Origin of the sequence: Novosphingobium sp. HR1a (genome assembly GCF_015594425.1) — a bacterium.
GTDB lineage: Bacteria > Pseudomonadota > Alphaproteobacteria > Sphingomonadales > Sphingomonadaceae > Novosphingobium > Novosphingobium resinovorum_A.
In genome coordinates this window covers 80,302-92,749 of record NZ_JABXWS010000091.1, presented here as the reverse complement: position 1 = coordinate 92,749, position 12,448 = coordinate 80,302, and the positions used below count along the sequence as shown (strand labels likewise).

The window sequence follows — 12,448 nt, the reverse complement described above, 5'->3', positions numbered from 1 at the left end:
CTGCGCAGATGCTCTGTTCGTTCTTGGCATGATCGCTTTCATGACCGTTTGCCCAGCTCTGCGGCGGGCGGAGGCCATGACGGTGGAGGAAGCCGTAGCTGCCGCGATAGCGCGTCATCCGGCGCTCTCCGCGGCAGCGTCGGAGGTGAAGGCCGCGCATACCGAGGTGAAAGTGGCGCGATCCGGATACCTCCCGTCGATCTCCGCATCGGGTGGCCCACAGGAAGTGTCGACGGAGAAATGGGCTTATGAAGTGACCGCTGCGCAGATGGTCCACGACTGGGGGCAGACGCGCAGCAGGACCGACGGCGCGCGGGCGGCCGAACGGCAGGCCCGCGCAGAATGGTCGATGACACGCGACGAAGCGGTCCGAGACGTGATCGAAACCTACCTCGATGTCGTGCTGGCGCGCCTGCAGCGCGAAGTCGATCTCGCGCAGATTTCGACGCTCGAGGATCTGTCGCGCATGACCGGCATGCGGGCGGATGGCGGATATGCCGATCGCAGCGAGCCGGACCGGGCGCAACTCGAACTGGCCCGCGCGCATCAAAGGCTGGCCAGCGATGACGGACAAGCCGCCAATGCCGGTGCGCAGTTCGAAACGCTTGTCGGAACGCCCCCCGGACATCTGGAGCAGCCCGTACCGGCCTCGATGGTCCGGCGTATCGAAACGCAGAATATCGATACGCTGATCGACGAGGCTCCCGCCTTCCGCAAGGCGCTCGAGGAAACGCACTACGCCCGGGCCCAGTTCGACGATGCCCGCTCGTCGATACTGCCGCGCGTAAATCTCGAGGCGACTGCGCTCAGTCGTGAGATCGGCGGCAGGATGGCAAGCGATGCGGTCGTCGCACTGCGCCTGCGCATGACGCCGCTACAGGGCCTTTCGTTATTTGACCGGGCCGATGCAGCAAGGCAGCGCGTGAACGCCGCACAATTGAAAGAGGCCGCGGTTCGGCGCGATATCGCGCGCGAGCTGCGCAACCTGATGACGACGGCAACCGCGCTCGAGCAGCAGGCACAGGCACTGCGCGCCCAGGTTTCGGATGCCGGCAACCTGAGCGGCCTCTATCGCGAGCAGTTCGAGGTCGGTCGCCGCGACATCGTCGATCTCGTGACGATCCAGCGCGAGCATTTCGATGCCCGGCGATCGCTCAACGAAGTCATGCTGCAAATGGCCAGGACTCAATATCGGATAGCGGCACAGCTGGGCCGGCTGTCCGATCTGGTCGCTTTGCCGCCGGAACTGCCGTGACGGATGCCGGGCCAGACAAATGCGGATCATCGCCGCGCAGGCAGGATAGCTTGCGGGCAGGCCTGGTCCTCCTCGCGGCCGTGCTGGGGCGGCATACCAGCGTGGCCGAACTGGGCGACGGGATGCCGCTCGTCGATGGCACTATACCTCTGGACATGGTGCCAAGGGCCATGCGGCGGCTCGACATAGCCGCGCAGGTCCGGCGCTGCGATCTCGATCTGCCGAGTTATCTGCTACCGGTCCTGTTGTTACTCAAGGACGGGAACAGCGTGGTTCTTGCCGGGCGGGAAGGTGACGTGGCGCTCCTGCTGTTGCCCGATGCGGATGGCGGCATGCAGCGAATACCTGTGGCCGAGCTGGCGGTATTGCACACAGGCATCGCGGTCTTCGCCAAGCCGCGCTTCAAGTCGGAGCCCCGGGCCGCCGCATTTGCGTCCACCGATGGTCGGCATTGGTTCTTTGGTGCACTGAGACGGTATCGCCGTGCTTATCTGGAAGTGGCTCTCGGCGCGATGATGGCCAACCTGCTCGCCATCGCGACGGCCATTTTCGCGATGCAGGTCTACGACCGGGTCGTGCCCAATTCGGCGTTCGATACCCTCTGGATACTTGCGAGCGGGGTCGTCATCGCCATCGTGCTCGAAACTATGCTGCGTTATATGCGCGGGCATCTTCTCGATGCGATGGGCAAGAGCCTGGACCTGAACCTGTCGACACAGCTGTTCGCGCGCGTGCTGCAGACGAGACTTGCCGCCCGCCCCGCCTCGCTTGGAGCCTTCACCAGCCAGATCCGCGAGTTCGAAGGCGTCCGCGAATTCTTCACCTCGTCCAGTGCAGCCATCGCCAGCGACCTGCCATTCACGCTCATATTTCTCACGATCATCGCGCTGATCGGCGGCCCGGTCGTCGTCGTGCCGATTGCTACCGTCCTGCTGATGGTGCTGCCCAGCCTCCTCATGCAGGGCCGGCTTGCAGACCTTTCGCGCAGGAACCTGCGGGAAGGTGCGATCAAGAACAGCATCCTCATCGAGGCGGTGGAGAACCTGGAGGCGATCAAGGCCGGGCGCGGCGAAGGGCGTGCCTTGCGCTTGTGGGAATCGCTGACCGCCCAACTCTCGGAAACTGCGCGGCACAGCCATTCGTTGTCGAGCGCGCTGACTTATGGCGCAGGAATGGTGCAGCAACTTTGCTACGTCGGCGTCGTCGCCTTCGGCGTGTACCGCATCGGCGAAGGGGCGATGACCGTCGGCGCGCTCGTCGCATGCTCGTTGCTTGCGGCAAGGGCCGTTGCGCCGATGTCGCAGGCTGCGGGAATACTGGCACGATGGCAACATACCCGGGTCGCGCTCGAAGGGCTGGACCAGCTCATGGCCGCTGCGGTCGAGCGCCCCGGGAACCGTGTATTCGTCCGCGCAGAGCGATTGCGGGGACGGTTCGTCCTGACGGACGCCGCGGTTCGATACGACGACGAACCGCCGGTGGTGAAAATCGCCGCACTCACCATCGCCGCCGGAGAGAAAGTGGCGATACTGGGCGGGAATGGCGCCGGAAAATCGACGCTGCTGCGCCTTCTGTCGGGCCTTGGCGACGCGACGTCGGGCACCGTCATGCTCGACGGGATGAACCTTGCCCAGATCGACCCTTCGGATCGGCGGGCGGCAATCGGCTTCCTGCCGCAGGACATCGCCCTGATGCAGGGCTCGCTGCGAGAGAACCTCAATCTCGAGGGCCGCGCCATATCGGATGCGGAGATCTTCACGGTTCTCGACGATGTGGGGCTGGGGCGCTTCGTACGGGCCAATCCCATGGGGCTGGACCTGCCCCTGCTCGGCAACCGCAGTCTGTCCGGCGGACAACGACAGGCGGTGGGTCTTGCCCGGGTGATCCTGCAGGACCCGCAGATCGTGCTGCTCGACGAAGCGACGGCGTTCTTCGATCAGGCAGCCGAGGACCACCTGGTTACGCGCCTGCGACCCTGGCTGGGCGATCGCACGCTGGTCCTGACGACACACAAGCGTTCGATGCTGGCGCTGGTCGATCGCGTTATCGTCATGCGCGATGGCGGTGTGGTGATGGATGGCCCGATCGGCAGCGTCGTCTCCGGCAATCAGGTGGCCGCGCCCGAGCGCATGGCGGCGGGAGCGGCGCATGGCGGTTGAAACCTTCCCGGCACAAGGGTTCCACCGCGAACCGGACGATCCATTCCAGACCGGCCCGCATCCCCTGTTTCGCCCCTTGTTGTGGGCAGTAATGGCCAGCATCGTGATCGCCATCGTGTGGGCATCCCTTGCCCGTATCGACGAAGTCACGCGCGGTGAAGGAAGAGTCGTCCCGGTCAGTCGCATGCAGAAGATCCAGAGCCTGGAGGGCGGCATTCTGGCAGACCTTCTGGTCGGCGAAGGCGATATCGTGGCCCGGGGGCAGTCGCTGGTCCGGCTCGATCCCACGCATTTCAGGACCTCCTACGAAGAATCAGCGAGCCAGGCGGTCGTTCTCAAAGCCGCGATAGCCAGGCTTCAGGCGGAAGTGCTCGGCAAGGGTTCGATCAGCTTTCCTCCACAGGTCCAGGCCGATGACGCGCTCGTCCGTTCCGAGCGCGAACTGTTCGCTTCCCGGCGCAGCAAACTGGAGGAAGGGCGGCGCACCCTGCAGCAGCAGATTTACATCGCGCGAGGGCAATTGGCCATCGTGCAGCCTCTGACCGCCCGCAAGGTCGTCAGCGAGATGGAGGCGCTCAAACTGCGGCAGGACATCGCGACTTATACCGGCAAGCTGGTCGAACTCGAAAACACCTATGCGCAGGAGGCCTATACCGAACTGGCCAACAAGCAGGCCGAGTTGAGCGCCGTCACCCCGATCGTCCAGCAGCGCGGCGATCAGCTGCGGCGCACCGAAATCCGTTCACCGGTACGGGGGCGGATCAATACCGTCCTGATCAATACGCGCGGCGGTGTGGTTCAACCCGGCGAGCCGATCATGGAAGTCACGCCGATCGAAGATCGCCTGTTGATCGAAGCACGGGTTCGCCCGCGCGACGTGGCGTTCCTGGTCCCCGGCATGCCGGCGAAAGTGAAGATCACGGCATACGACTATACCGTCTACGGCGACCTTAACGGGCGGGTCGAGCGCATCAGTGCCGATACCATCGAGGAGGAGACGGTGCGCGGCAAGGACGCCTACTATCAGGTCTTCGTCCGCACCGACGGCGCGCATCTCATGCGGGACGGCAAGGCGCTGCCGATCATTCCCGGCATGGTCGCCGAGGTGGATATCCTGAATGGAAAGCGCAGTGTTCTCAACTATCTGCTACGCCCCCTTCTCAAGGCACGTTTACATTGAGCATCAGGCCGCCGAACGTCGTTCCTCCGAGGTCTCTTCACACTCGACATGGCCGCTGATTTCCGACCCTGCATCCCTTGAAAAGCGCAGGTTCCAGATGGTGGCGGTGAGTGAGATCGCAGTGACGACCCAAAACGCTACCGAAAAATCGCGCAACGTCGGTGCTGAATTGCCATTGGCGATCATGGCAAGGTGCAACGCCATGGCCGCCACGCAAATGCCCAGAGACAACATCAATTGCTGGAACGTGGAATAGAACGCCGTCGCGCGGCTCATGTGCTGCTTATCGACACCATCATAAGCGATTGTATTATAAGCCGTGAACTGGAAGGACATGAAGAAGCCGCACAGCACCAGAACCGCGAACATCGCCCAGGTCGGCCAGGCGGGGCCGAACAGGCCGCAGATGGCATAGCCGCCGGTTGCGATCACCCCATTCCAGATCAGGGCACGGCGGAAGCCGAAACGGCGAAGAACGCGCTGCGCGAAGCTCTTCATCGCCAGCGAGCCGATCGCGGTGGCGACGGTGATCGTCCCGCTCTTCGCTGCGGTGAATCCAAGGCCCACCTGCATCATCAGTGGGAGCAGGAATGGCTGGGCACCTTGGGTAATGCGCGTGATCGATCCCGCAATGACCGAAAGGCGAAACGTCGGGTCACGTAGCAGTTCAAGGTCGAGGATGGCACCCTCGCGGTTGCGGGCATGGCGGACATAGAAGATGCCTGCGATCAGGCCGATAGCCACCAGCACTCCTGCCATGACGCTTTCGCCGGGACGGCTGACCATCTCGAAGCCGAAGAGCAGGCACCCTAGCGAAAGGCCACTGAGGATGAAGCCGGGCGTGTCGAAGCGGCCAGGCTCATCCTCGCGAATGTTGGCGATATAGCGACCGACCAGCCAGAAGCCCAGCGCCCCCATCGGCAGGTTGATGTAGAATATCCACCGCCAGTCCAGATAAGTCACGATGAACCCGCCCAGTGGCGGCCCCAGTATCGGGCCGATCAACGCGGGAACCAGCAACCATGACATTGCATTGACCATGTCGCGCTTGGCGACGGAGCGCAGCAGGACCAGTCGCCCGACCGGTATCATCATCGCCCCTCCCACGCCCTGCAGGAAGCGCGAGGCGACCATCATTTCCAGGGAGCGCGACTGCCCGCAGGCAAGGCTTCCCAGCACGAACAGCAGGATTGCGGTACGGAAAACCGTGCGCGATCCGAAGCGATCGGCCAGCGAACCGGAGGCGGGAATGAAGATCGCAAGCGCCAGCAGGTAGGACGTCAGCGCAACGCTCATCTCTTGTGGACGCACGGAGAAGTCCCGCGCCATGGTGGGAAGCGCCGTGGCCAGCACCGTCGCATCGACGAATTCCATGAACAGGGCTGATGCAATGATAAGCGCGACAAAACGGTAGTTTGCGCCGGACTCCGCAGGTCCTTCATCACGCGTCTTGGCCAGTGCTCCGGCCGCAGGAACGATCCCGTCCCGCACTTCGGCATTGACCGAGGCGATACCGCGCCGCCGCGGCCTCAACATGGGACCAGAGGGCAGCGGGCAAGAAGATACATGTTCAGCTTTCCGGGTTACGGACGAATGGGCCTCTCCAGTCCAAGGGCCGTCCATCGTGTCGCGGGCGTACCGGAACCCTTCATATAAGTGCGATGCGCCGTATTGAAACCCCTTCCCTTCGGAAAATGGCCCTTCGCGCCGCGCTTTCAGCCGATTTCCATCCGCGTCACGACATTGCCGGAGGCTTCAGAAACGGGTCGTCCGGCAGGGGGATGAATTCCTTATCGTCCGCGTCTGGCAGTTTCATGCGGCCGGCTTTCCAGTCCTCCGCAGCCTGACGAAGCCTATCCTTGGAAGATGAGACGAAGTTCCAGTAGAGGAAGCGCTCGCCGACCGGCTCGCCACCCAGCACCATCACGGTGGATCGTTCCACGGCGATTACACTGGATACGTCGGCGCCAAGAACCAGCATATTGCCCGCTTCGTAGCGGCTGCCATCGACTTCGACCGCCCCGGTAGCGACATAGACCGCCCGCTCCGCGTGGCCCGGCGGCACTTCGGCTCTCGCGCCTGCATCGAGGTCCAGATGTGCGTAGAACAACGGAGAATGCGTGCGCGCCCCGGCAGTAAGGCCGTAGGCGCTGCCTGCAATCAACTGGCCGCGCACGCCCGCTTCGCTCCATTGCGGAAGATCGTCTCCGGCGTGGTGAGAGAACGAGGGCGCCACTTCCTCGTCGCCTTCCGGCAAGGCGACCCAGGCCTGGATGCCGTGGAGATGATCGCCGACGGCGCGGGCCTTTTCGAACCGTTCGCTATGCGTAATGCCGCTGCCCGCCGTCATCCAGTTCACTTCCTGCGGGCGGATCGTCTGATGCGAGCCGACACTATCACGGTGCACGATCTCGCCGGAGAACAGATACGTCACGGTAGACAGGCCGATATGCGGGTGCGGCCGCACATCGAGGCTGCGATCGGCGCCTGCCGCGACGTCGAGCGGTCCCATGTGATCGAAGAACACGAACGGCCCGACCATGCGCCGTTTGGCGAAAGGCAGAACCCGGCCCACGTCCAGACCGCCGCCAAGGCTGCGCCGCCGTTGCTCGATCACCATTTCGATCATGTCGTCTCGCCCGTTGTTTTCCTTGCCCGGCCAGATATGCGGCATCGCCGAGGGCCGTGCAACTTGCGAGCCGACACGCTGGGTATTCCGCATTTTCCGAGTCATCAGGTGATCCCACCTGATTAGAAAATGCTTTAGGCAGTCGTCATGACTGTCACGCCCATAGCCGAACGGATCGGCATCGTCGGAACCGGACGCGTCGCGCAGGCCTTCGCGCTGGGACTGCGTGACCACTCGCGGTCCCAATTGCTACTTTGGGGGCGCAACCCCACGCGCGCGGTGCAAGCTGCGCGGCACATCGAGCGATGCGTGATCGCGGATAGCTTGAGCACCCTCGCTGCGACCTGCGATCTCATCGTCATCGCCGTTGCCGACGATGCGATCGAGATGGTGGCGGCAGAGATGGCGAGAGAGAGTCTGCCCGGCGCGCCCTTCGTCTGCCATCTCAGCGGAGGAAGCGGAACTGCCCCCCTCTCCTGCCTGCAGGCTATCGGCGCAAGGACGGCTGCGGTCCATCCCGCCATGACTTTCACCGGCGAGCCGCAGATCGAGGTCGAGCGCATGGCCGCCGCCCACTTCGCAGTGACCGGGTCGAGCCCGGCCGCGACGGTCACCGGAATGACACTCGTGCGCGCACTTGGCGGCGTGGCCGTAGAGGTCACCGATGCCGACCGGCCTCTGTACCATGCGGCATTGTGTCATGGGGCCAACCATCTGGTCACCCTCATTGCTGGTGCAGGCGACGCCCTGAAGCTGGCCGGTATCGCCGCGCCGGGGGCTTTTCTTGCCCCTCTGGTTCGCGCGGCGCTCGAAAACAGCCTCGATCGTGGACTGGCGGCTCTATCCGGGCCTGTGCTGCGAGGGGACGCGGGCACCATCGAGCGCCATCTCGACGTCATCGCCAGGGACGACCCCGCGCTGATGTCACCTTACCGCGCCATGGCGCTGGCAACGCTCGACGCACTAGGCGACCGAGGCGCGCAGGAGCGCAAGGAGCTTGAACGACTCCTCGCGCCCGGCCGGATCGATTTCAGCCTAGAAAGCGGGCTTCCGACAGATCCAGTTCGCGAGTGAGCTTGCGGGCGGTTTCGCTGCTGATGTTTCGCGCGCGAAGCAAGTGCGCAAGTGCCGCCCTCTCCGCCTTGACCCCGACGAGGCGGAAGTCGCGGAGCAGTCTGTCTCCGGTGCGCGCCTCTGCGGATTGGCGCTCGCTCAGGCCTTCGATGCGTTCGCGGTAGAGGGTCATCACCTGCCCCCCGGCATCCGCGAACAGATCGGCCTCGCCGTGGCTTTCGGCGAGGGCGTGCTGGTGCCGCTCGATCGCCTGGATCGCGGCTTGCGCGACTGCGATCCTGGCGGAATCCTCCTCCGCCTGACGCGCCGGTTCGGGCGGCATGGCCAATCCCTTGAGCAGGAACGGCAAGGTCACGCTTGCCAGTACCAGCGAAACGACGATCACCCCTGCGGCAAGGAAGATCGCAAGGTCGCGAGTGGGAAACGGCGTTCCGTCGTTGAGGGTCAGCGGCAAGGTCAGCACACCGGCCAGCGTGATCGCCCCGCGCACGCCCGCCACCGAGGTCGCGGCGATCAGGCGCCAGTCCGGCGTCTGCACGCCGACGCCGCGCTTGGCCTTGCGCAGGATCGTCAGCTTCAGCGATGCCCACACCCACACGAAGCGCAAGGTCGCCAGACCCGCGACGATCGCCAGCGTGTAGATCGCGAGCCACCAGGCCTCGCTATGTCCGGTTACCGCGACGGTCTGGCGCGCTCCGGCGAGGATGCCCGGCATTTGCTCGCCCAGCAGCACGAAGATGATGCCGTTAAGGGTGAACTGGATCATGTCCCACACCGAGTTGCGGCGCATCCGGGTAACCGCGAGAGCCTGCCGCGAAATCTCGGCATACGTCATCGTCACGCCCGCGCTGACTGCCGCGAGAATACCGGAAGCGTGGAAATGCTCGGCCAGCAGGTAGGAGCCGAAGGGGATCAGCAGGCTGACCAGGATCTGGGAGCCGGTGTCTTCTCCCCAGCGCTTCGTCACCCACGCCTTCACGCGCGTCACCACCAGCGTCACCGCGACACCGATGACGAGGCCGCCGCCCGCGACCCACAGGAAGTTGAGCGCCGCGCTTCCGGCCGAGAACGTGCCGGTCAAAGCCGCCGCCACCGCGAAGCGCAGGCAGACCAGGCCCGAGGCATCGTTGAGCAGCGATTCGCCTTCGAGGATGTGCATCATTCGCTTGGGGATCGGCACGCGGGCGGCAATGGCCGACACCGCGATCGGGTCGGTCGGCGAAACCACGGCGGCAAGCGCGAAGGCCACCGCCAGCGGCATCGCCGGGATCATCCAGTGGATCAGGAAGCCCATGCCGATCACGGTCATGAGCACGAGGCCAAGGGCCAGTTCCACCACCGTGGAGGCATCCTTGAACAATTCGTCCTTGGGGATGCGCCAGCCGTCAAGGAACAGCAGGGGCGGCAGGAACAGGAACAGGAACAGTTCGGGATCGAGTTCGACCCGATGCGATGTGGACATTCCGATCACACCGCCCAGCACGATCTGGACCAGCGGCGTGGGTATCGAGAACGGCATCATCCTCGCAACGGCACCGCTGACGACGACCGCCAGCAGCAGAAAAAGTACGATCGAAACTGTCTCCAAAACCTCACTCCATATGACTACCCGTGCAGTCTAGGAGGCAGGGCGCCCGAGGGGCAACCCACTAATTGCAAAAAAGGCAATTAAATTCAGCTCTGAACGTATCTTCCGGACACACGAACGCCCGCCCCTTTGAAGGGTGCGGGCGCCTGTGACTTATCCGGATGGATCAATACTTCAGCGAGAGGGTCGCGAAGGCCGAGCGACCCGGTGCGATCGTCGCGAAGTGGGTCGAGTAGGTCTTGTCGTAATACTTCTTGTTGGCGAGGTTCTGCACGTTCACGCGTACCTCGATGTTGTCAGTGATGGTGGCGGAAGCCGTCGCGTCGAAGCGCCAGTAGCTGGGGATCGAGCGTGTGATGGTGCCGTAGGTCGAGGCACCGTAACCGCCGTACTGCTTGGAGTTGTAGATCGCGCCGCCGCCGATCTGGAAGCGCTCGGCGATGTCGAACGTCGACCATGCGGTGAAGCTGTGCTTCGGCGTGTTCGGGAACGGCTTGCCGTTGTTGATGCTGGGCGTGATGACGGTGCCGACTTGGGTGTACCCACCATCGACGATCTTGGAGTCCATGTAGGTGTAGCCACCGAAGACGCTCCAGAACGGAAGCGGCTTGCCGTTGAAGCCCACTTCGACGCCCTTGATGTTGCGCTTGCCCTGGAAGACCACATCGGCGCCGTTGGTGATGCGGGCGTTGTCGGTGTCGGTCTTGAACAGTGCCAGGTTGAGGCCGAAGGCGTCATCGAAGAACGACCACTTAGTGCCGATCTCGTAGGACTTGGTGACTTCCGCCTTGAGATCAAGGGTGGTCAGCGCGGTCAGCGCGTTGCCTTCCTGGCCTTCACCGATCAGGCTGCCGGCCGGCGTGGACGACTTGGCGATCGAGACGTAGACGCTGCCGTTGGACATCGGCTTGAGAACGACGCCCGCCTGATAGTTCAGGAAGTGCTCCTTGTTCGACAGCACGACCGGAGCAGTGGTCGTCGAAATGGTCGTCGCCGTCGTGTCGAACCAATCGTAACGCAGGCCCAGGTTCAGCAGCAGGAAGTCGGTTACCGTCACGGTGTCTGCGGCATAGAGCGCGTAAGTCGTCGCTTCGGTCTTGCCGCTGATGGCGCTCTTGACCACGGGCACGACGGTGCCGTTGGTCTGCACGTTCTGCCACGGATCGTAAGGGTTGGGGTTGGTCAGGCTGGTGCAGTTGTAAGCCGCAATGTTCAACGTGCCGCAGCGACCGTTGGCACCACTCGTTGCCGTGGCGGTCGTGACGTTGGTGTTTACGTTGAAGGTACCGCGCTTCGACTGTTCCCAGCTGGCCTCGAAGCCGGTCGCGAACGAGTGCTCGATACCGCCGGTCATGAACTTGCCCGACAGGTCGAGTTGGCCGACCATCGAGTCCACGTCGCTCCAACGCGTGTTCGCTCGGCGCCACACCAGGCCGTTCTGCACGTTGCCCTGGCTGTCGTCGGGCTGGGTGATGATGTATGCCTGTTTGACGTTGGCATACTTGCCGGTCGCGCGCAGGCGGATCGTGTCTGACAGATCATGCTCGGCGCGCATCAGCAGTTCGTCGGTATTGGTCTTGCGGAAGTCGCGGTTGGCCAACCCGTAGAAGGTGCTACGCTTGACGTCGGCGGGCTCGATCTTCAGCAGGCTTGCCGAAGTCACCTGGGCAGCAGTGCGCTCGAACGGAATGCCCGGATCGGGAATGTCGTCGCTCTGCATGTGATAGTAGTTGATGAAGGCGCGGGTCGAAGTGCCCAGGCCCAGCGCCACCGAGGGCGAGATACCCCAGCGGTTGTAGGTCACCACGTCTCGCTTGGCGACGTCGGCATCGTGCCACATGCCATTGATGCGGATCGCCGCCATGTCGCCAAGTTGGTAGTTCGCGTCGATGGTCGCGCGCTTGTAGTCGTCGGTGCCGTAGCTGAGGTCGGCGCGCGCATCGGTGCCGAGGTGCGGCATCTTGCTGACGAGATTGAGGCTGCCGCCGGCGCTGCCGCGACCGCCCATGGTGGAATCGCTGCCCTTCACGACTTCGATCTGCTCGATCGCGAAGATTTCGCGCGACTGGCCGCCGACGCTGCGCACGCCGTCGATATAAGTGCTGCCCTGGGCGTCGAAGCCGCGGATGAACGGGCGATCGCCCTGCGGGTTACCGCCTTCACCGGCGCCGAAGGTAATACCCGGCACGGTCCGCAGAGCCTCGACGAACGTGGTCGAACCGCTTTCGCGGATCACCTGCGACGGCACGACGATGACCGTCTTGGGGGTGTCGAGCAGCGGCGCGGTGTACTTGGGCGAATCCGCCTTGTTCACACGGTACGGCGTTTCCTCGATCGCGGTGTCGGACACGGTGACCCCGCCCAGGCTGCGCGCGGCGGTGTCGCCTTCGGCATCCTGTGCGAGCGCAGGCGCGGCAGCGAAGCCCACGCACGAAAGCGCGAGATAGGCAGGCGCGACGCGCGCCGATGATAGGCGAAGGCGAGACTTGGACACTTTTTTACCCCTCATGCTTGTGTCGGAAATTTCGCCGCCGCTAATGCGAATGATTTGCGACAAAGGCAA

General features: G+C 63.8%; 8 protein-coding genes. 4 read left to right on the top strand and 4 right to left on the bottom strand.

Going from position 1 to position 12,448, the window contains the following annotated elements; all coding sequences use genetic code 11:
- The first annotated feature begins 40 nt into the window (after positions 1–40).
- From HWN72_RS24310 to HWN72_RS24300, 3 genes are read left to right on the top strand one after another with little or no spacing between them, the layout of a single operon-like run.
- A complete protein-coding gene (locus HWN72_RS24310) occupies positions 41–1,255 on the top strand; it encodes a TolC family protein (protein ID WP_155986209.1) in 1,215 nt (404 codons plus the stop codon).
- Positions 1,256–1,305: 50 nt separating this feature from the next.
- Complete coding sequence (locus HWN72_RS24305) at positions 1,306–3,414, top strand: type I secretion system permease/ATPase (RefSeq protein WP_211151595.1); 2,109 nt, start codon at positions 1,306–1,308, stop codon at positions 3,412–3,414.
- A complete protein-coding gene (locus HWN72_RS24300) occupies positions 3,404–4,594 on the top strand; it encodes an HlyD family efflux transporter periplasmic adaptor subunit (RefSeq protein ID WP_008832399.1) in 1,191 nt (396 codons plus the stop codon). Before HWN72_RS24305 ends, HWN72_RS24300 begins: the two co-directional genes overlap by 11 nt.
- 3 nt (positions 4,595–4,597) lie before the next feature.
- Here HWN72_RS24300 and HWN72_RS24295 read toward each other — a convergent pair whose 3' ends face one another.
- Positions 4,598–6,130, bottom strand: coding sequence for an MDR family MFS transporter (locus HWN72_RS24295; protein WP_008832398.1), 1,533 nt, complete (start codon positions 6,128–6,130; stop codon positions 4,598–4,600).
- A gap of 199 nt (positions 6,131–6,329) precedes the next feature.
- Complete coding sequence (locus HWN72_RS24290; RefSeq protein ID WP_036525302.1) at positions 6,330–7,223, bottom strand: pirin family protein; 894 nt, start codon at positions 7,221–7,223, stop codon at positions 6,330–6,332.
- 147 nt (positions 7,224–7,370) lie between these two features.
- Between HWN72_RS24290 and HWN72_RS24285 the strand changes: the two genes are divergently transcribed.
- A complete protein-coding gene (locus tag HWN72_RS24285; protein ID WP_008832396.1) occupies positions 7,371–8,297 on the top strand; it encodes a Rossmann-like and DUF2520 domain-containing protein in 927 nt (308 codons plus the stop codon).
- On the opposite strand, the gene HWN72_RS24280 is transcribed toward HWN72_RS24285, so the two are convergent.
- Both HWN72_RS24280 and HWN72_RS24275 read right to left on the bottom strand, forming a co-directional pair.
- Entirely contained in the window at positions 8,254–9,885 is a 1,632-nt protein-coding gene (locus tag HWN72_RS24280) for a Na+/H+ antiporter (RefSeq protein WP_008832395.1), read from the bottom strand. The genes HWN72_RS24285 and HWN72_RS24280 overlap by 44 nt on opposite strands.
- A gap of 166 nt (positions 9,886–10,051) precedes the next feature.
- Complete coding sequence (locus tag HWN72_RS24275; protein WP_008832394.1) at positions 10,052–12,379, bottom strand: TonB-dependent siderophore receptor; 2,328 nt, start codon at positions 12,377–12,379, stop codon at positions 10,052–10,054.
- Between the last annotated feature and the right edge of the window lie 69 nt (positions 12,380–12,448).

What these genes read in the sequence shown, in the direction of transcription:
- HWN72_RS24310 (WP_155986209.1), top strand. Translation starts at nt 41, where the DNA reads ATGACCGTTTGCCCAGCTCTGCGGCGGGCGGAGGCCATGACGGTGGAG.
- HWN72_RS24300 (WP_008832399.1), top strand. Translation starts at nt 3,404, where the DNA reads ATGGCGGTTGAAACCTTCCCGGCACAAGGGTTCCACCGCGAACCGGAC.
- HWN72_RS24295 (WP_008832398.1), bottom strand. Translation starts at nt 6,130, where the DNA reads ATGTTGAGGCCGCGGCGGCGCGGTATCGCCTCGGTCAATGCCGAAGTG.
- HWN72_RS24290 (WP_036525302.1), bottom strand. Translation starts at nt 7,223, where the DNA reads ATGATCGAAATGGTGATCGAGCAACGGCGGCGCAGCCTTGGCGGCGGT.
- HWN72_RS24285 (WP_008832396.1), top strand. Translation starts at nt 7,371, where the DNA reads ATGACTGTCACGCCCATAGCCGAACGGATCGGCATCGTCGGAACCGGA.